General features: G+C 27.6%; 16 protein-coding genes. 13 read left to right on the forward strand and 3 right to left on the reverse strand.

Going from position 1 to position 22,312, the window contains the following annotated elements:
* The first annotated feature begins 63 nt into the window (after positions 1–63).
* From IC174_RS05225 to IC174_RS05245, 5 genes are all read left to right on the forward strand, one after another.
* Complete coding sequence (locus IC174_RS05225) at positions 64–768, forward strand: response regulator transcription factor (protein ID WP_227482313.1); 705 nt, start codon at positions 64–66, stop codon at positions 766–768.
* A complete protein-coding gene (locus IC174_RS05230) occupies positions 755–2,005 on the forward strand; it encodes a sensor histidine kinase (protein WP_227432829.1) in 1,251 nt (416 codons plus the stop codon). The genes IC174_RS05225 and IC174_RS05230 overlap by 14 nt, the downstream gene beginning before the upstream one ends.
* A gap of 79 nt (positions 2,006–2,084) precedes the next feature.
* Complete coding sequence (locus IC174_RS05235) at positions 2,085–2,762, forward strand: ABC transporter ATP-binding protein (protein ID WP_227482314.1); 678 nt, start codon at positions 2,085–2,087, stop codon at positions 2,760–2,762.
* Complete coding sequence (locus IC174_RS05240) at positions 2,763–5,327, forward strand: ABC transporter permease (protein ID WP_227482315.1); 2,565 nt, start codon at positions 2,763–2,765, stop codon at positions 5,325–5,327.
* A gap of 224 nt (positions 5,328–5,551) precedes the next feature.
* Entirely contained in the window at positions 5,552–6,826 is a 1,275-nt protein-coding gene (locus IC174_RS05245; protein WP_227482316.1) for a 4Fe-4S dicluster-binding protein, read from the forward strand.
* A 75-nt stretch (positions 6,827–6,901) separates the two neighbouring features.
* Here IC174_RS05245 and IC174_RS05250 read toward each other — a convergent pair whose 3' ends face one another.
* A complete protein-coding gene (locus IC174_RS05250) occupies positions 6,902–9,946 on the reverse strand; it encodes a serine hydrolase (protein WP_227482317.1) in 3,045 nt (1,014 codons plus the stop codon).
* Positions 9,947–10,154: 208 nt separating this feature from the next.
* Between IC174_RS05250 and IC174_RS05255 the strand changes: the two genes are divergently transcribed.
* Entirely contained in the window at positions 10,155–10,454 is a 300-nt protein-coding gene (locus IC174_RS05255) for a rhodanese-like domain-containing protein (RefSeq protein WP_227482318.1), read from the forward strand.
* Between the two features lie 303 nt (positions 10,455–10,757).
* On the opposite strand, the gene IC174_RS05260 is transcribed toward IC174_RS05255, so the two are convergent.
* Positions 10,758–11,327 carry a TetR/AcrR family transcriptional regulator gene (locus tag IC174_RS05260; protein ID WP_227432836.1) on the reverse strand — a complete coding sequence of 190 codons (570 nt, stop codon included), beginning with the start codon at positions 11,325–11,327 and terminating at the stop codon, positions 10,758–10,760.
* 200 nt (positions 11,328–11,527) lie between these two features.
* Complete coding sequence (locus tag IC174_RS05265) at positions 11,528–13,756, reverse strand: YhgE/Pip domain-containing protein (RefSeq protein WP_227432838.1); 2,229 nt, start codon at positions 13,754–13,756, stop codon at positions 11,528–11,530.
* Positions 13,757–14,047: 291 nt separating this feature from the next.
* On the opposite strand from IC174_RS05265, the gene IC174_RS05270 reads away from it, so the two are divergent.
* From IC174_RS05270 to feoB, 7 genes are all read left to right on the forward strand, one after another.
* Entirely contained in the window at positions 14,048–15,823 is a 1,776-nt protein-coding gene (locus tag IC174_RS05270; RefSeq protein ID WP_227482319.1) for an ABC transporter ATP-binding protein, read from the forward strand.
* Between the two features lie 12 nt (positions 15,824–15,835).
* Positions 15,836–17,659: an ABC transporter ATP-binding protein gene (locus IC174_RS05275; protein ID WP_227482320.1), complete on the forward strand. Its 1,824-nt coding sequence runs from the start codon at positions 15,836–15,838 to the stop codon at positions 17,657–17,659.
* A 118-nt stretch (positions 17,660–17,777) separates the two neighbouring features.
* A complete protein-coding gene (locus IC174_RS05280) occupies positions 17,778–18,323 on the forward strand; it encodes an NADH peroxidase (protein WP_107594844.1) in 546 nt (181 codons plus the stop codon).
* Positions 18,324–18,487: 164 nt separating this feature from the next.
* Entirely contained in the window at positions 18,488–19,099 is a 612-nt protein-coding gene (locus IC174_RS05285; RefSeq protein WP_227432842.1) for a dienelactone hydrolase family protein, read from the forward strand.
* 509 nt (positions 19,100–19,608) lie between these two features.
* Complete coding sequence (locus IC174_RS05290; RefSeq protein WP_227432843.1) at positions 19,609–19,818, forward strand: FeoA family protein; 210 nt, start codon at positions 19,609–19,611, stop codon at positions 19,816–19,818.
* A 12-nt stretch (positions 19,819–19,830) separates the two neighbouring features.
* Entirely contained in the window at positions 19,831–20,052 is a 222-nt protein-coding gene (locus IC174_RS05295; RefSeq protein WP_227432844.1) for a FeoA family protein, read from the forward strand.
* Between the two features lie 99 nt (positions 20,053–20,151).
* On the forward strand, positions 20,152–22,308 hold the full coding sequence (feoB, locus tag IC174_RS05300) for a ferrous iron transport protein B (RefSeq protein WP_227432845.1): 2,157 nt from the start codon (positions 20,152–20,154) through the stop codon (positions 22,306–22,308).
* Positions 22,309–22,312: the final 4 nt, after the last annotated feature.

The raw sequence follows: 22,312 nt of genomic DNA on the forward strand, positions 1-22,312 counted from the left end.
GTGTATAATAAAAGTTGTATATGTAAATAGTTTAAAATTAAAATGTTAAGAAGGGAAATAGTTATGTTAAAGTTATTGATAGTTGAGGATGACAGTACTATCTCTTTTGGAATAAAGTATGCATTGGAGCAAGAGGGATTTAGTGTAGATATATCAAAGGATTTATCAAGTGGAAAAGAAATGATATCTTCTAATGAATATAGTATGGTACTACTGGATGTAATGTTACCAGATGGAACAGGATATGAATTTTGTGAGTATGTAAGAAAGTTTTCTCAGATTCCCATAATATTTTTAACTGCTTGTGATGAAGAAGTAAACATTGTACTGGGTCTTGATATAGGTGGAGATGACTATATAACAAAACCTTTTAGAATTAGAGAATTAATATCGAGAATAAAAGCTGTTTTAAGAAGAAAAGGTGACGCTACAGAAGAAAATAAGAAGATACTTAAATATAGAGATTTAAATATATATACATTAGAAGCTAGAGTATATAAAAATGACAAGGAAATATTTCTGACATCTGTTGAATATAAGCTTCTTTTAATTCTTATACAGAATAAAAATACAGTTTTGAGTAGAAGTCAAATACTAGAAAAGCTTTGGGATGTAACTTATGATTTTGTTAGTGATAATACTTTAACTGTTTATATAAAAAGACTTAGAGAAAAAATAGGAGATGACTTATGTAAACCAATTTACATAGAAACTGTAAGAGGACTAGGTTATAAATGGATAGGAAGTGAAAATAATGTTTCTATATAATCCTGAAGTAAAGAACTTTTTTAGTAAATATATTATTTTAATGTTGATGGTAATTCTTATATCAATTGGATTTGGTATAATCAATATAAATACAACTAAAAATACGATTGTAAAAAATAATCAAGCTATAATAGGAACCTTAGTTAACAAGTATCCAAAACTAGAAAGTGATATCGTAGATATAATAACACAAGGAAAGTCCATGCAAAATGTAGAATTTGGTGAGAAAATATTAAGTAAGTATAACTATGACAAAACTATTAGAATAAATTCTGAGCCTCTTACTTCCAAATTACTTTCAAACACTATAAAAATAAATATAATCTTAGTTTGTATAATTTTTATGATGATATTTATGTTGATACTTAAATATTTTAGAACTATATATAATGATTTATCAGATATGACTAAGTATGTTTACTATAGTTCAGAAGGAAAAGAATTTGATATGAAAAATAGAAATCAAGAAGGGCAGATAGGTCTTTTAAAAACAGAGCTATTGAAGATGACAACAATTCTTAATGAAAAAGTTGAACTTTTAAATTCAGAAAAAATATTTTTAAATAATACAATTTCAGATATATCACATCAGTTAAAAACTCCCATGACTTCCTTAATCATACTAAGTGATTTATTATATAATGATGTACCATATGAAGTGAAAATAGATTTTTTAGACAAGATAAAAAATCAACTAAATCGTATGGATTGGTTGATTAAAAGTATGCTTAAATTATCAAAAGTAGAAGCTAAAGTTATAAAGTTTAAGAGAGAAAAAATAAAGTTTAGTGAACTTATACATAGAGCAATCCAACCAATGAAAATACCTATGGAGATTAAAAACCAAAAGTTAAGTATAGAAGGCAATGGTAATGTATCTTATGTTGGTGATATTGATTGGTCAGTTGAGGCTTTAGTAAATATAATAAAAAATTGTATAGAACATACTCCTGAGTTTGGAAATATAAGTATAATTTACAAAGAAAATCCATTATTTTCAGAGTTAATAATAAAAGATGATGGTGAAGGTATAGATAAAAAAGATATACCACATATTTTTAAACGTTTCTATAGAGGGAAAAGTAGTTCAAAAGAGGATAGTGTAGGTATAGGGCTTGCAATGGCAAAATCCATAATAGAAAGCCAAAATGGAGATATTTATGTAAATAGTGAAAAAGGTAAAGGAACTGAATTTCATATAGCATTTCATAAGATATATGATGATAATAGTGACTAATCTGTAATATTTAATTCACTTTATAGTAATAGCTTGAGTCTAATATATGAAGTATAGAATATAAATATTGGAGGTAGTTATGGAAATTTTAAGAGTAGAAAATCTGACTAAAAGTTATGGTAAAAATGAAACAAAAGTCGATGCAATAAAAAATGTAAGCTTGTCTATAGAAAAAGGTGAGTTTATAGCAATAACAGGTCCAAGCGGAAGTGGAAAGAGTACATTATTACATTTATTAGGAGGTGTTGATAGACCTACTAGTGGTAAGGTTTATATAAATGATGTAGATATATATAATCTAAAAACTAAGGATTTGGCAATCTTTAGAAGAAGAAATATAGGTATTATATATCAATTCTATAATCTGATTCCAGTTTTAAATGTCAAAGAAAATATATTACTTCCAGCAGAGCTTGATAATAGAAAGATTGATAAAGAATACTTGAATGATTTGATGAAAACATTGGGTCTAAGCAACAGAGAAAATCATCTTCCTAATCAATTATCAGGAGGTCAACAACAAAGAACATCTATAGGACGTGCCTTAATTAATAGACCATCTATAGTATTAGCAGATGAACCAACAGGTAATCTAGATAGCAAAAACTCAAAAGAAATACTAGAGTTATTAAAATTATCAGTGAAAAAATATAATCAAACATTAATAATGATAACTCATGACAAAAATATAGCACTTCAGGCGGATAGAATTATAGGCATAGAAGATGGAATTATAAAAAGTGATGAGGTGATATAAATGAATCTATATACATCTCTAACTGTTAGATATTTAAAACAAAATAAAAGACGAACTATTGTAACTATAATTGGAATAATACTTTCCACTGCTCTAATTTGTGGTATAGGTAACATATTTGAAAGTTTTATGGATTATCAAATAAGAGAAACCATAAAAAATGATGGGAGTTTTCATGCTAAATTCTACAATGTAAACAAAAAAAATATAGACTATGCAACAAAATCGGCTGAAATAAAAAGTTATGCACTTACTAATCAACTTGGATACTCTAGAATAGAAGATACTGTAAATGGTATATTAAGCGTTAAGCAATATGATAAAAATGCTATGGAAGGATATAGAGTTTCTATAAAAGAAGGTAGATTTCCAGATAAAGATGGAGAAATTATTTTAAGTGAAAACATAGTTAATCTTATGGAGAAAAAGCTAAAAATAGGAGATAAGATAACCTTAAAAGTAGGTGATATGTTTGATAGTAATAACAAAAAAATTGATGATATGAGTGTATTTCATGAAGGTGATTATATTGCCAATGAAAAAGAAAAGACATTTAAAATTGTAGGTATAATCAAAAGGCCAGGGTTTGAACTCACTGACCAAGTTGCTACTGGTTTAACTTACTTTAATCCTATAGATAATAATAAAGAGACAGTGAATATATCAATAACAGCAAAAAATCCTAAAGATATATATGAAATAACAAGAAAAATAAGTAATAATATATATACAAATAAAGATAAAGCATCAAACTCTGAAATGATAAAATACAATGAACATTTATTGAGATTACAAGGAGCTAGTAAGTATGCAAATATAAATAGTTCTATAAAAGCTATAATTACTATGGTAACTATTTTAGTAATTATATGTACAATTGCTACAGTATATAATTCTTTTAGTATTTCTATAACTGAACGAAAAAAGCAGTTTGGAATATTAAATTCTATAGGAGCTACTACTAATCAAATTAAAAGATTAGTTTTTATTGAAGGTATTATAATTAGCTGTATTGGAATACCAATAGGACTATTGTCTGGAACAGTAGCTATAGATTTAGTATTTAAAGCTATAAATAAATATCTTACAGAATCAGTTGTATCACAGATGGGTTTACAAATAGTATATAATCCATTAATAATAATTATCAGTATAATAATTGTTTTACTTACAATTTTTATATCAATTCTCCTACCTGCAATAACAGCCTCTAATATTTCTCCTCTTAGTGTAATAAGGAGTAGTGGAGATTACAAAGTAGGTAAGGTTAAAAATTCGAAACTTATTAAATTAGTTTTTGGAACAGAAGGTGTACTTGCATATAAAAGTGTAAGAAGAAATAGAAAGAAATTTATTGTGACACTTTTTTCTTTAATAGTAAGTATAGTAATATTTATATCTTTTAGCGGATTTATGGCGAATTTCTTAAAAGGTGAAGAAATCAGAAATTCTCAAAGAAACTACGATTTATATTTAAGTTCAAGACAAATATCTAAGTCTATGGATGATACTATAAATAAACTAAAAAATATATCTGGAATAAAAAACTTTGAAGTAGCTGTAGGAGAGTATATTTCTATAGGAGTAGATAAGGATAAAATAAATAAATCTAAAGAAAATCTAATTAAGGATTATTATCAACAACGTAAGGTTGGAGATAGTTATGTATATGAGTTTAACAACAACGAACTAATTTTTCCTGGAGAAACTGCAATACAAAATAAAACAAAAAACTTAATAAAAGGCTCTTTTGATAAAGAAAGAGCGATTAAAGAAAATGGAGTGATATTTGTTAGAAAAAGTTACTTTGAATCAAAGGGTAAGAAAGGCGTAATAGAGTTAACTAATTACAAAGTTGGAGATACTGTAACTTGTGAATATACTGGCGAAAATGATTCAAAGAAAAAAGTAAACATAAAAATTCTTGGTATAACAGATGAAAAACGTCTAGGAATGGGTTATCAAAATATGGGATTGCAATTTTTAACTTATGATGAGGTTGCTGAAAATATGGATTTAAAGTTAGAGAAAGGTATTGTCTTTATTGACTCAGGGGGAAGTGCTCAGACTAGGAAGAGTATAGAGTCTTTGGCTAAGAAAAATAATGTCAATTTTCATGATGAAAATACAAGTGACAAAAGTGAAAAGCAAAATTTAAAAGCTATTAAAGTTTTTGTATATGGGTTTATAGTAGTGATATCTCTAGTAAGTGTTACAAATATACTAAATACAATAAGTACAAGTATAAATCTAAGAAAAAGAGAACTAGCAATGATACAATCAATAGGTGTTACTCCTGTAGGTTTTAGAAAAATGATATACTTAGAAAGTTTTATCTATGGTATTTTATCTTTATTGTTTGGCGTACCAATTGGTATTGGGTTGATATTAATTATGAATAAATTAGTTTCAGGTGTAATTGAGTTTTCTACAGTTATACCATGGACAGCAATTGGCATATGCATAGTTAGTGTTTTTATAATAACCTTTATAGCAGCATATATACCTATGAACAAATTAAATAAGGAGAATATAATAGATAATATAAGAAAGGAAAGTATATAAAATACTATAAAAATAATTTATAGATATGTAAAATATTATTAAAATCGTTTAATTGGTATAAACTATAATTATGCTGATTAAACGGTTTTTATTTATATAAGAAATCTAATAAATAAATTGCTAGAGGTATTTAACTATTTAGAAAGAATTGGTATTATATAAAGTAGGAGTTTAGATAATAAAGAAAGATATTTGATTATATTGGAAAACAAAAGAAAAAGAAGGTGATTACTATTTCTCATATAACTGCTAAAAACATGTATAAAAGCTTAGAGGAAAGAATAAATAAATTTCCACAGGGTGCTCCACCCTCTGATACATTATATAAAATACTAAATGTACTTTTTACAGAACAAGAGGCAAAATTAGTGGCACAACTTCCAATAAAGCCTTTTAGAGTAAAAACAGCAGCTAAAATTTGGAGTATAAGTGAAAGTGAAGCATATAGGGTGCTAGATAAGCTAGCTAGCAGGGCACTAATACTAGATATAGAAGATAAAAAAGGTAAAAAATATATAATGCCTCCTCCAATGGCTGGTTTTTTTGAGTTTGCCATGATGAGAACAAGACACGATATAGACCAAAAACTTTTATCAGAACTTTACTATCAGTATATGAATGTAGAAGAAGATTTTATTAAAGATTTATTTTATTCAACAGAAACAAAACTTGGAAGAGTTTACGTTCAAGAAGAAGTATTGACTAATGATAATGAAGTAAGTATTTTAGATTATGAAAGAGCTACTCATATAATTGATGAATCGACTCATATAGGTATAAGCATGTGTTATTGTAGACATAGAATGCAACACGTTGGAAAAGCCTGTGATGCTCCTATGGATATATGTATGACATTTGACAATGTAGCTAATTCTTTAATAAACAATAAATTTGCAAGACGTGTAGATAAAGTAGAATGTAAGGAATTACTTCATCAAGCATATGAACATAATTTAGTTCAATGTGGAGAAAATGTTCGAAAAGGAGTTACATTTATATGTAATTGTTGTGGTTGCTGTTGTGAGGCGCTAGTAGCAGCAAAAAGATTTGGAAATCTTCACCCAGTACAAACAACTAGTTTTATACCAAATATAAACCATGAAAGTTGTGTAAAGTGTGGTAAATGTATATCTGCATGTCCAATAGATGCAATAAGTAAAGTAAAAGAAAATGATAAAGAATATATAAAAGTTGATGAGGATAGATGTCTAGGCTGTGGCGTTTGTGTTAGAAATTGTCACAAAAATAGTATTATGCTATTAAAGAGAGATGAAAAAATAATAACTCCTGCAAATTCAGTACATAGAGCAGTTCTCATGGCAATCGAGAAAGGGCAATTACAAAATCTAATTTTTGATAATAATGCCTTAGCTAGTCATAGAGCTATGGGAGCTATACTATCAGCTATATTAAAACTTGAACCAGCTAAAAAAGCTTTGGCTAGTAAGCAGCTAAAGTCAGTATACTTAGATAAATTACTAAGTATGAATGATAAATAAAGATTAATTTTATAATTGTAATAAAAACGGGCTATATTCAAATAAAATTATTTGAATATAGCCCGTTTTAAAATATTAAGCTATTTCTTTAATTTGTTTAAATGAATTTTCATTTCCATTTCCACCAATTTGTGTTACTGATTTAAATCTCATAGTTTTAAATAGTTCTTTTTGACTATAGTCTAGTAAATTTCCTACTAGTATTACAGGAGATTTAGTTTTTCCAGCTAAAACCCCAACAGATAAACCATCTATTAAATCATCTTGTTTATTGATTCCATTTTTAGCTACATATAGGTTGCTTATAGTAGAATCCTTGTAGAACTCTTTTATTACTTTTGCATTTGTTTCATTTCTAGTACTACCTGATATTCTTTGTGGATTTTTAAGTTTACTTTCTATATTTTTAGAAACTGTGTATTCTCCACCTATTATATAAGATTTATCTATTTTTTTATCTTTGAATAAATCATTTATTTCAGTTATATTACTATTTTCATTAGTAAGTATTATAGGCATATCATTTTGAGCTGATGCTGCACCAATACTTACTGCATCTGCTAATCCTTTTTCACCATTAACTACTGATATTTTTGATACATTACTAATTCCTTTTAATTCTTTAGCAAGATTTAGAGAAGTCTCATATCTATCATTTCCTGAAATTCTAGATACAGACATATTATCTGACTTTATAGTATCTAAAGATTTTTCGTTTACAGAAGCTTCACCACCGATTACATATACATTTTTAACTTTTAATCTCTTTAATTCAGCTAAAGTTTTTTCATTTATTTGAGAACTTCCAGTTAACAATATAGGAGCATCTTTTTTATATGCAAATGGTGTTGCAGCCAAAGCATCTGCAATTGCAGAATCATTTATTAAAACAGCATTTTCAGCATTTTCCCAACCTGCTTGGCTTATCTTAATAGAAGTTTCATATCTATCAGTTCCTGTTAATGCATTTGTATTTACTTCATCTTGGTATGTAACTTCAAATTTGGCATTTGGACTTCCTAAGAAAGCTATTACGCCTCCTTTTGGCAATCTAACTCTATTATTCTTTGTCACTAAAGAGTAATTTACAGGAGTTCCTTTATCATCATAAACTGCAAAAGATGAATTTTGAGGAAGATTAACTTCTATTTTTTTATTTGCTATATCATCGCCAATTTTGTACCATTTTGCATACCCCTTTGAATCTATTTGATATGTAAAAGATTTTTCTGATGATAAATTAGTTAGGGAATCTTCACTTACATATGTTTGTGTTGCAAATTTTAGGTATTCTGTACCATTTTCTTTATACAGTTTGATATCACTCAAATCACGACCCATTACACCAGGTATTTCTATAAAAGCATTTGAATTATTCTCATCTATTATTTTAGTATTAGCTAAAAAACCTGGAGTTTTATCAGAAACACCAAGAATTGCTTTAACAGAACCAAGCATATAGTGTTGAGAACTATATTTTTCATCCACTATATAGTAGCCTTTTTCACCTCTTTTTTCCCATGCTTCTTTGACACTATCTGATATATCATTGTCATCTACCTTTTGAGCTACGTAGTATAAACTTGCTGTCTGACCTAATCCAGGAACATCATCATAAGAGCTCATATTTAAATATGTGATATTATTTTTTTCTTTTACAAATTTTAGGCAACTATTACCTTTTTCAGATACAAATCTATCTTGACCTATGTATACATATTTATCTTCAGGTCCATTTTCTATGTATGGAGAAGATACTGTTAGAGTACCATTATCATTAACATCGATTTTTAGCATATTTGAAGAAGCATAAAGTCCACTATTTTCTTTTAAGTAACTTGGCATTTTGACTTGTTGTGGCTTACTAAATGTTTTATCAGGTTTTATTTCTTTAATTTTACCTTTTTCTTTTAGTGCAGATAGTAAAATTTCTTGTCCGATTACTTCGTTAAGTTGACTACTTCCACCAGAAGAAACAACTGCAACTGCCATATTTTCATCTGGAAGCACTGTAAGATTACTATGGAATAATAAAGAATCTCCACCTTTTGTAAGTGCTTTTAGATTATATTGATTAAATGGATAAGTGTTGACACAATCCCATCCTAAACCATATCCAAGGATAGAGTCTTCTCCCTCAGGCCATAGACCATTTAAATATTCTTTACTTTCCATAGCTTTTACTGAAGCAGGAGAAAGAATTCCATTTGATTTTTTCATAAATGTTTGTGCAAATGTACATAGATTTTCTGCACTTGAATATAAGCCACCCATACCTATAGTATTAAAGTTATCTTGTGGAACTGCATCTTCCCAATAAGGTACATAGGCTTTTGCAAGTTTTGAACTATCAAAGCTATTTTCTGGAGTTTTTGTGTTTTGTAAGTTAAGTGGATTATTTATGTACTTATCAAGAAAATTAGTAAATGACATACCAGATACTTTCTCTACTAAAATTTCAGCTAAAGTAAATCCATCATTACAATAAACGGAAAAAGCTCCTGGCTTAGCTTTTAATCTTTGTTTCTTTAATTCTTCTAAGAAATTATCATGACTATAAGAATCATTGTCTCCCAATAAAAGGGCATTTTTTAAACTTCCTCCCATTAGCCCTGATGAGTGATTTAATAACATTCTTGGAGTGATTTCTTTATATCTATCATCAGCCATCTTAAATTCAGGTATATATTTTACAACAGGAGTATCTAAATTTACTTTTCCCTGTTCAACCAACTTCATAACAGCTGTAGTAGTAAATACTTTACTGATAGAGGCAATATTATACATATTATCCTTAGTTAAATTTTTATTATCTTGTTTGCTGTATACTCCACCATTTCCAGAAATCTCAATTTTACCATTATCAATTAGAGCATATTGAGCGCTTACAGCACCATATTTAGATAGTAAAGTTTGAATTTTCTCTTTAGCAAGAGCTCTAGTTTTTGTGTAAGACTCCGAACCTTTACTATAATCATTTAACTCTATATCAGAGCTTTGATACTTATCGGAGATATTGTTTGTGTCATTATCAGCAAAAGTAATACTTGGAGTAGCAGTAAATAACATACTAAGTACTAATGTGCTAGATAATAACTTACATAATCTTTGCTTAAACATATTAAATTACCTCTTTTCCCTTTTAATAATTATAATTAGCATAACATTCTTAATTATTTTAATCAACAGATTATTGTTTTAAGAAAAGTGTATTTATAATAAGTATACATTTTATATATATGAGAAAAATAAAAATATAATATTTTGTTATCTGATAAAAAATAAAGGGTATAAGTAATATATAAATAAAATGGAGGAATCTTAAATTATGTACAAAACTATAAATAAAAATCAACTTAAGGAAATGATGAAAAATGAAAAAGATGTTTTATTGTTAGATGTAAGAACTAAAGATGAATTTAATGAAAGTAAAATAGAAAATGCGATAAATATATCTTTACAAGAGTTAATTAATAATATAGATGAAATTTATGAATATAAGGATAAAAAGGTAATAGTTTATTGTAGAAGTGGTCACAGAAGTGTTACAGCATGTAATTTATTAGTCGAGGAAGGTTTTAAGCATTTGTATAACTTAAAATCTGGAATAACTGATTATATGAATTAAATACTTAGGTTATGTTAGGTGAAGTAATTTAATATTAAATTTTTATGATATGCTTTTATAAATTATAAAGGCATATTTTTATTTAAAGAAAATAAAGCTAGAATATATGTAAAAGTTATATTTATTTTTTAGAGGAAGAGAATTACAAAGGATTAATGTAACTACAAGTTTATCTAAAGATATGCAGAGTGGTATAAAAAGTGTCAATCTGTGTATCTTTAGATATAGAAGTAAGAGATAGAGTATAATGCTAAATTGTATTTGTAAAATATATGTATCTCTGATTATTGAGCTGGTATATATTTAAATATTCATAAGATAAGTTAGAAAAGAACGAATTCTTTCTATCTTTTCATCATTAGAAATGTCATTACGTAGTAATATACCTTGTTGACCGTATACACAAAAGTATGCTGTTGTATCGGAATCAGGAACATCAATTTCTCCTCGCGAATGAGCTAGTTCAATTTGTTTTTTTACAATTGGCAAAAGCTTTTCACAGACTTTTAAAGATAACTGGTCATGAATTTTTTTGTTTTGTTCTCCATGACATATTTTGTAATAAAGATTATCATCAGTTTCTATATCAATAAATGTTGGTACTTCTTCAATTATTTGTTTTAATGTTTTATTTTTATCGTTTAGTATAGATAGCATTTTATCTACTAAAGTTTGTGCATACTGATCTATAGCACTATCAAATAAGATTTCTTTTGATGGAAAATAACGATAACATAAACCTTGTGCAACATTCATATATTTTGCAATATCAGTAATAGAAGTTTTTTCATATCCATTTTCATAAAATAACTTCATTGCAGTATCTAAAATTTCTTGTCTACGCTCATTAGGTTCTTTAGTAATACGTGGCATATAGCATCCTCCTTCTGATTTCAAGTACATAATAGCATATGGGATTTTGAAAGTCAATGAATGAATATCAGTCATTTATAAGTAATTGTGAGGGATAGTCTATTAACTAGAAAAAGGTAGTAACTGAGAAGCTACTACCTTTAATATAAACTTAAACTATAGATTATTTTTATAGGATTTTTAAAGATATAATCAAGTGTTTAATGTCCAGTTAAATTACTATCACCAAATTTTTTGTTAAATGGTTTTATAACTCTATTTATAGGCCCTTTTAAAAGTACATTTAAGCAGATGAACAAAATCATAAATAATAGTAATACTAATACATCCTTAATTAAATTTGGAGGATATATACCACCAACAGCCTCCCTTGTGGCACCTATTGCGTAAGTAAATGGCATTATAGGGTTTATTCTTTGGAAGAATGTAGGTGTAACTTGTATAGGGAATGTACCACCAGAAGAACCAATCTGTACAACTAGTAGTACTATTGCAATTGCCTTTCCTATATTTCCAAACACAGACACTAAAGAGTAAACTATAAAATTAAACACCATACTAGTAAACATGAGTAGAATTATTAGTAAAATTGGATGTTCTGCTGTTACTCCTAATAATAATATATCTCCAGTTCCAATTATAAATCCTTGAACGAGGGCTATACTTAAAAAAGTAAGTCCTCTTCCAAAATAAATCTCATAAGGTTTATAGTTTCCATGTACAGATGTAGATAATAATGCTGAAAGCAGTAATATACCTACCCATGTAGAAAGAACACTATAAAATGGTGTCATTGCAGAACCATAGTTGGCAATTGGATATAATTTTTCTGTCTTTACTTCAACAGGTTCCTTTAAAAAGTTTGATTTTGTCAATATATCACTTTCAAGTAAGTTAACTAATTTTTTCATATCCTCGCCATTGCTAATTTTACTTAAAGTATCAACTAAGTCATCCAACATTCCTTTTGCCAAAGGCAGTTTTTCTCTTATTAATGATATACTTTCTTGTGCATTTCCTGAAAGACTTAAAGAAGTAGTAAGAATTTCTTCAACCTTTGGAAGTTTTGCTTCTGCTTTATCTAAAACAGTAATTATATCATTTGCTACATTTATGCTTTTTTCAAATATACTGTTTATAGGTTTTGATATTTTTGAGTCAAAATTATTCAAAATATTTAAATTAATTCTTCCTATACCATTTGATAAACTTAAAACATTATTTAAGGCACTTATAGATGGCTGTTGCCCAGATATAACCTTATCTTTAATATCATTTAATGTTGATATAGAAGAATCTATTTTATTGCTGGAATCTTCAAGGCTATTTATTACATCATCCAGTCTATTGTTGGATGTAAGCTGATTCAATTTAGTTAAAAAATCTTCTAAAGTATCATTTAAAGATTGTAAGTTAGAAAGCTTTTCTGATAAATTGTCTATCAATTTTGGTACATCTTCACTTCCACTGTTTACAGCATCAATTAAATTTAATGTAAGAGAAGAAGCAGAAGATGAAAGGTCAACCATTAAATTTAAATCAGACTTTATAAGAGGAGAAAGTTCATCTACATTGTTATTTGTATCCTCTAAGAATTTTTTTACATCACTTGATAATAATTTTGTATCATTTAAAGTCTTTTTAATTGTAGGTAAATCAGCCTTAATATCTCTAACTGTACCTGATAATTTTGAAGTAGCATCAGCAGCTAAATCGACCGTTTTATTTATATGGTCAAATCTTTTTTGAAGGTCCATAAGAGAGTTTTCAACTTTTGTTAGTTTTGGAAGACCATGTTCAATTCCTGCACCAACTCCATTTGATACACCAAGAACTATTTCACTCACTGTCTTTATTATTGTTTGATTAACTTGTAACTGTATTGCAGAAGCTCCCTTGTCAGTAATCTTTGGTGCAACTGCATTTATCTTTTCATTTACTGTATAGATAAGTTCACCCTTTTTGACATCATCTGTAATTAGGGAAGTTAAATCTTTTGTGAAATTCTTTGGAATCTTAAGTGATGCATAATAAGTACCTTTTTTAACACCTTCAAGAGCCGTTTTCTCATCTACAAACTGCCAACCTAAACTTTTATTATCTTTAAGTTGTTCAATTAACTGGTCTCCGATATTAATTTTCTGTCCTGCTATCTCATTACCTTTATCTTCATTTGTTACTGCTACAAGCATATTAGCAGTACTCCCATATGGGTCCCAAGATGCTTTTATGTTAAACCAAGCATATAAAGATGGTAAAAAAGCAAGTCCTACAACTATTATAAGTACTGCATAATTTCCACGTATATCTTTTAGGTCATTTTTAAAAATTTCTAATATATTTTTTAAACCCTTTGAAGGTCTTAAATTTTTCATATTATTCCAGTTTAAAATTTCTTTTAAACCATTTGTTTTTTTCAAATCTCTCACCTCCTGAATATTTTAATAGATAAAAAAGTTAGATTTATAATCAATTTTAAATTATATTACTTTTTACACAAATAGTAAAGTTAAAGTTTTGTCTTAATTTTAATACATATATATTATATATAATAGTATGCTATAAATATATATAAATATGGGAAATAAAAACAAATAATTTATAAAATATATAGTATAAAAATTAAGAATAAATCAAATATTTATAATTGATATAATCAATTAAATTATTGATTGTGATATACTTTTAATAGTTAGAAAATGCTATGAAGGGATGGTTGAATGAGGTATTTTAAAAAATATATAAAAAAATATATAGTGTTGTTTTTAACAGCAATATTTTTCTTAACATTGGAAGCTTTTTGTGATTTGGCACAACCAACTATAATGGCTAAAATAATTGATATAGGGGTTTCAAATAAGGACTTAGATTACATATTATCAACGGGAGCATTAATGATAGGTATAACTTTTTTAGGAGCAGTATTTTCAATAATAAGAAGTATAATCTCAGCAAGAGTTTCTCAGTGTTTTTCTTATGATTTAAGACAGGATGTATTTGAAAAGATAAATACATATTCATTGAAGCAAGTAGATAAATTTGGTAGAGCCTCACTAATAACAAGAATTACTAATGATATTAATCAGATACAATTATTTGTTCATGGAATGATGAGAGTTTTTATAAAATCACCAATTATGTGTATAGGAAGTTTAATTATAGCGATAAAATTAAATTTAAAAATGTCAATAATTATTTTAATTGCAGTTTCAATTATATTTATTATAATATTGCTTAACATGAAGATTGGATATAAGTTGTTTAAAAAAGTACAAGAAAGTACAGATAAGATAAACTCAAAATTGAGACAGTTTTTAGGTGGAATAAAGGTAGTTAAATTATTCTGTAGATATGATTATGAGAATAAACGTTTTGAAGAATTAAATAATGAACTTTTTCAAAATAGTAGAAAAGCCACAACAATGATGTCATTTTTTAGACCAACAATTACAATAATTATTAACATTGCTATAATAATAATATTGCTAATTGGGAGATATTTAATTTATTCTGGAGAAATTAAAATTGGAATTATAGTTGCCTATGTAAACTACATGACTAGAATATTAACATCACTTATAATGATTTCACACGTTTTTAATGTTTTTGTGAGAGCAAAAGCTTCTTATGAAAGAATAAGTGAAGTCCTAATTGATGAGAATGAAGAAGTAATTATCAAAAATACTGATTTAGATGCTAAAGAAAGAGAGTTAGAATTTATAAATGGTGATATAATTTTTGAAAATGTAGATTTTTCGTATAATAAAAATATAGATGAGAAGATATTAAAAGACATATCTTTTAATATAAAAGAAGGGCAAAATATTGGCGTGATTGGTCAAACTGGTTCAGGAAAGACTTCTTTAGTCAATTTAATCCAAAAACTATATATAGTTGATAAAGGAGATATTAAGATTGGAGAGCATAGCATATACAGTATATCTAAAGATAGTTTAAGAGAAAAAATAGGTGTAGTCTTTCAAAATAGCAGTGTGTTTGGAAAGAGTATATCAGAAAATATAATTATGGGAAGTAAAGATATAAGTAAAGAAGATGTTGTAAAAGCATGCGAAATAGCAAATGCAAATCAATTTATAACAAAACTTGAAAATTCTTATGATGAAGTTTTGTTTCAAAGGGGTAAAAACCTATCAGGAGGACAAAGACAAAGAGTTACAATAGCTAGAGCTATAGCAAAAAAACCACAAATATTAATTCTTGACGATTGTTTTAGTGCGATGGACATCAATACAGAAACAGTTATAAGGAAAAATATAAAAGATTATATAAATAATTTAAGAGAAAATGAAAACAAGAAATGTACTATTATAACTATTTCACAAAAAATTAGTTCTATAATTGACTGTGATAAGATTTTAGTCTTAGATGAGGGAGAGGTGGTTGGATTTGCTGCACATGAAGATTTACTGGTTAGTTCTCCAACTTATAAAAAGATTTTTGAGTTGCAAAATCTAGTAAATGAAGATGTAAATTAAGGAGGAAGTGTATTGAATTTGAGTACTGGAAATCAAAAGGTGAGTAGATTAAAGAAAAAAGCAAAGCCTAAAGATTTTAAAAAAACATTTAAAAGAGTTTTTATGTACTTTAAAAAAGATAAAAAAATTACTAGATTAATTTTTTTACTAGTAATAATTGATTCAATTATATCAACTATAATACCATATACTCTTGGAAAAGTAGTTGACATAATAAATATTGATATATATTCAAAGTCTATTTTCTTAAAAGGAATACTTATTTTACTTTTATTTTATATAATTGAATTTTTAGTTAAGTTGTTCAAGGGGATATTTACAGCTAGATTATCTCAAAGCATAGTTAGAGATATGAGAAGTAATTTATTTCTAAAATTCAGGAATTTACCAATAACTTTCTTTGATAAGAGTGCTACTGGAGATATTATGAGTAGAGTAACAAATGATGTTGATAATATTAGTACAGGTATTTCAACTTCATTAGTACAATTAATTACAGGAATTTTGAACATATTGCTAACTTTCATTATGATGTTTATATTAAGCCCTATTTTAACTTTTTGCAGTATCGTATTAATACCAATAGTAATGTTTCTAAGCAATTTCATTGCAAAGAGGACTAGAGTTTTTTTTAAGCAACAACAAGTAGAATTAGGAAAACTAAATTCTCATATTGAAGAAATGATATCAAATATAAATGTAGTAAAAGCTTTTAATTATGAAAAAAAATCTGTAGGTGATTTCAAAGTAATCAATGATAGGCTTTTGAGTATTTCACTTAAATCACAGATTTATACATCTCTTTTAATGCCTATTATGAACGTAATTAGTAATATAGGATTTGCAATTATATGTATTATAGGTGGAGTACTTGCGTCTAAAGACGTTATAACTATAGGCGTTATAGCAAGTTTTTTAAGTTATGTAAGACAATTTACAAGACCTTTAAATGAATTAGCTAATTTATTCAATACATTGCTTTCAGCTGTAGCAGGATGTGAAAGAATCTTTGAAGTTATGGATGAGCAAGAAGAAGAACAAATAAATAGTAACACTAAAAGTGACATTTACAACAATAAAAATAATAATTTAAAAAAATCTTTTATAAATGGAGATATTGAATTTAAAGATGTAAGTTTTTCATATGACTCAAAAAAGAATATTCTAAGTGATATAAACTTAAAAATCAAGGCTGGAACATCAAATGCCATAATAGGAGAAACTGGCAGTGGAAAAACGACAATTATAAATCTGATTACAAATTTCTATCAAGTAGAAAAAGGGAAGATATTTTTAGATGGGAATGATATATATTCAGTTGATAGGAATTGTTTAAGAAATTATTTTGGAGTAGTTCCACAAGAAAGTTATATATTTAATGACACTGTTATGGAAAATATAAGGTATGGAAACCTAACAGCAACTGATGAACAGGTTATATCTGCTAGTAAAATAGCAAATTTACACAAGTTTATAATTAAAATGCATGGAGGATATGAGACTGTTTTATCAGATAGGGGTGAGGATTTAAGTGAGGGGCAAAAACAATTAATTAGTATTGCTAGGGCGGTATTAAAAAATGCACCAATACTTATTTTGGATGAAGCTACGAGTAATATAGATATAGCAACTGAAGCTAAGATTCAAGATGCAATAAATAATGTGACTTATGGAAAGACTAGTATAATTATAGCTCATAGACTAAGTACTATATCAAATTGTAACAATATAATAGTTTTAGAAAATGGACGAATTGTAGAATCTGGAAATCATAAAGAACTAATGAAACTCAAAGGTCATTACTACAGAAATATACTGCTGACAAATCGAAATTAAAAATTAATAAAAAATTTTAAAAAAAATTGTTTGAAGGTATATGACACGGGTATATATAGAATAACTTAGAAAATAAAAAATTAAATTTGATATATAAAATATTAGGAGGAAATTAATTATGAAAAAATTTGTTTGTACAGTATGTGGATATATACATGAAGGGGATGCTGCACCAGCACAATGTCCAGTATGTAAAGTTGGAGCTGATAAGTTTGAAGAAATGAAAGGCGAAAAGAATTGGGCTGATGAGCACAGAATAGGAGTAGCTCAAGGTGTAGATGAGGAAGTAATCGAAGGATTAAGAGCTAACTTTGTTGGTGAGTGTACAGAAGTAGGAATGTATTTAGCAATGAGTAGACAAGCTGATAGAGAAGGATATCCAGAAGTTGGAGAAGCTTATAAGAGAATAGCTTTTGAAGAAGCAGAACATGCTGCTAAATTTGCAGAACTTCTTGGAGAAGTTGTAGTTGCAGATACAAAAGAAAACTTAAGAGTTAGAGTTGACGCTGAATATGGTGCAACTGATGGAAAATTAAAATTAGCTAAAAAAGCTAAAGAATTAGGATTAGATGCTATACATGATACAGTACATGAAATGTGTAAAGATGAAGCTAGACATGGTAAAGCATTCTTAGGATTATTAAATAGATATTTTGGAAAATAAATTTAATATAAATTAAGTAAACTTTTAGGAGTATTTCATTCATGGTTTTTAAAGATTATGAGTGAAATACTCCTTTTTGAGTAAATTAGATTCTAAAACAGTAAATTGACATACATATAGGAATACATTAAACTAAGTATAAAAATATTGACTATTTAATAAAGGTGGTGGATAAACTGATTAAGTATACACATAAAAGTAATATAGCTATTGTAGTGCTACATGAAATTTATGGAGTTAACAATTTTATAAAGGATATTTGTGAAAAATACTATCAAGATGGATATGATGTATTTTGCCCTGAACTTTTGGGTAGCGGGAAAGTTTTTTCTTATTTAAAAGCTCAAGATGCATATAATTTTTTTATAAGTAATATAGGATTTAATATCTATGAAAAAGTAGAAAAACTTATAAATGATTTAAAATTAAAATATAAGCATGTATTCGTTATTGGATATAGTGTAGGTGCAACAATTGCATGGAGATGCAGTGAAAATTCCTTATGTGATGGAATAATTTGCTGTTATGGTTCTCGAATTAGAGATTATATGGATATAATTCCAAAATGTCCTGTTTTATTAGTATTTGCAAAATACGATTCATTTGATGTTGAGTTTGTTGCCTCTCAACTTCTTGCCAAAAAACAAAATATTCAAATTGAAATCGCAGATGCAAATCATGGTTTTGTTGATACATACTCAAAAAATTATTCCAATATTCATACACAAACATTTAATCTTCAACAAATAGAGTTTCTATCTAAATATTCAAGTTAATAGAGAATATAATTATTTATAATAGAATTTAAACTTTGTTTGTCACACTCTCATACATAGAAGAAGAGAGTATGTCAAAATACATTTGTTTGTTGATATTTTAAAATTAGATAAAGACATTTTTACAGAAAAAGATGAAAGTAATAATGAAAATGTTTCCAAGTAAGAATTAAGTATATAAATAAATATAAAATAGATGAAAAATAAAGATGCTTTTAGATAGTCAAAGATACTATCTAAAAGCATCTTTATTTTATAAAAATTATGTTAAGATAAATAAGATTTGTATGAGGAATAAAAGTAATTGAGAGAAAAAATCAAAAGAATACAATAATCACTTGCAAAAACTATACTATTATGATAGACTTAAATCAAAATTAAGAATTGTAAAAAGAAGGAAAAAATAGGCAATCATTTTAATGAACCACAATTTAAAAATAAGATACTAGAATTTAAATAGAAGGAAAAGTCTACATATAAATTTAAATTAGTATAAGGAGGAATATCGTATGCCATTAGTATTATCAAATATAGGAGAAGAAGTAGTTATAAAGAAGATTTCAGGAAGTGATAAGACAAGAACATTTTTAAATAGCATAGGATTTGTAGTAGGAACAAATGTTAAAATAATTTCTAAGATAGATGGTAATTTAATAATAGATGTAAAGGATACTAGAATTGCATTAGATAAAAAAATGGCAAGTAGAATAATAATATAGGGAGGTAGTAATATGAACAAGCTAAAGGATATTAAGTGTGGGGAAACTGTAAAAGTTAAAAAATTAGAAGGAGAAGGAGCTACACGAAGACGTATAATGGACATGGGAATTACAAGAGGTGTTGATGTATTTGTGAGAAAAGTAGCTCCTCTTGGAGACCCAATTGAAATAACAGTTAGAGATTATGAACTATCAATTCGTAAATCAGATGCAGAAAAAATTATTGTGGAATAATAAAGTTAATTATAGTAGAGTTAATGCAATTATATAGTGAGAATGATTTTCTGTATCAAAAATAATTTATATATCTAAATATTAATGGAGGGAATGGAAATGTCAATAAAAATAGGTCTCATAGGAAATCCTAATTGTGGCAAGACAACAATGTTTAATGGACTTACAGGTTCATCACAATATGTTGGTAACTGGCCAGGAGTAACAGTTGAAAAAAAAGGTGGAAAATTAAAAGGAAATAAAGATGTAGAAATAGTAGATTTACCAGGTATTTATTCTCTATCACCATATACATTAGAGGAAGTTGTTACACGTAATTTTATGCTTGATGATAAACCAGATGCAGTAATAAACATTGTAGATGCATCAAATATAGAGAGAAATTTATATTTAACAACTCAGGTTTTGGAATTAGGTATACCTACTGTTATAGCTCTTAACATGATGGACGTTGTTAAGAAAAATGGAGATAAGATAAATATTAAAAAATTATCAGAGGTTATAGGTTGCCCTGTAGTAGAAGTAACAGCTGTTAAAGGGCAAGGAATTATGGAAGCTGCTCAAAAAGCAATTGAAATTGCAAGTGGTAACAATAAATTAGATTTTAAGTTACCTTTTGTTGATGAAAGCAAAGGAGCAATAGAAAAAATCGAAAAGATAATAGAGGAAAAAACTCCATATATAGATATGGAAACACGTTGGTTAGCTATAAAGTTATTTGAAAGAGATGAAAATGTTATACAAAAGCTTGATATTTCTAAAGTAATATTAAATGACATAGAAGAGATAACTAGAAATTGTGAAGATGAATTGGATGATGATAGTGAAAGTATAATCACAGCAAATCGTTATGAATTTATTAGTTCAATAATTTCAAGCATAATAAAGAAAAATAGAAATGGTAAAGAAACTGTTTCAGATAAAATAGATAAGTTTGTAACAAACCGTATATTAGCACTACCTATTTTTGCACTTATAATGTGGGGAGTTTACTACATAGCAGTAAGTTCATTGGGTGCTATAGCAACTGATTGGACAAATGATGTATTGTTTGGAGAAATTATTCAAGGTAATGTAAGTAATTTCTTAGCTTCCGTAAATGTAGCTGATTGGTTACAAGGTCTTGTAGTTGATGGCTTAATTGGTGGAGTTGGAGCTGTATTAGGATTTGTACCACAAATCATGCTTTTATTTTTGCTATTATCAATACTTGAAGATTGTGGATACATGTCACGTGTGGCTTTTATAATGGATAGAATATTCCGTAAGTTTGGTCTTTCAGGAAAGTCATTTATACCGATGCTTATAAGTTCAGGTTGTGGAGTTCCTGGTGTTATGTCAACTCGTACTATAGAAAATGACAGAGATAGAAAAATGACTATCATGTTAACTACATTTATTCCATGTGGAGCTAAGATTCCAATAATAGCTTTATTTGCAGGAGCACTGTTTGGAGGGGCCTCATGGGTAGCACCATCAATGTATTTCTTAGGAATTGTAATGATAATTGTTTGTGGAATTATATTAAAAAGAACTTCTTTATTTGTTGGAGAACCATCTCCATTTGTTATGGAACTACCTCAATATCATGTTCCTAGTGCAAAAGGAGTTTTAATTCATATGTGGGATAGAGGAAAAGCATTTATAATCAAAGCAGGTACAATTATCTTTGTTGCTTGTGGAGTAATATGGTTCTTACAATCATTTAACTGGTCACTACAAATGGTAGATGCAGGAGATAGTATATTGGCTAGTCTAGGAAATATAGTTGCACCAATATTTGCACCTCTTGGATTTGGAAACTGGCAATCATCAGTAGCAACAGTTACAGGTCTAGTAGCAAAAGAGAATGTAGTTGGAACATTTGGCGTTTTATTTGGTATATCAGATGCAACAGAACAAGACCCAACACTTCTTGGTTCAGTTGCAAGTATGTTTACAGTAGTCAGTGCATTTTCATTTATGGCATTTAACATGCTTTGTGCACCTTGTTTTGCAGCTATTGGTGCTATAAAAAGAGAAATGGGTTCATGGAAATGGACATGGATTACATTAGGGTTCCAAACTTTAACAGCTTATATAGTTGCTCTTCTTATCAATCAAGTTGGAAGTGTACTTTTAGGAACTGGTGGAAGTATTGCTGGGGCAATAATATCTATAGTTATAGCAATAGCTGTAGTATTTGGGGTTTTAACTTATTCAAATCGAACAATAAAAAAAGATAAAATTGGTAATTTGAGCTATATGAAAAATTAGTTCA

The sequence above is a fragment of the Clostridioides sp. ES-S-0001-03 genome (assembly GCF_020676075.1).
GTDB lineage: Bacteria > Bacillota > Clostridia > Peptostreptococcales > Peptostreptococcaceae > Clostridioides.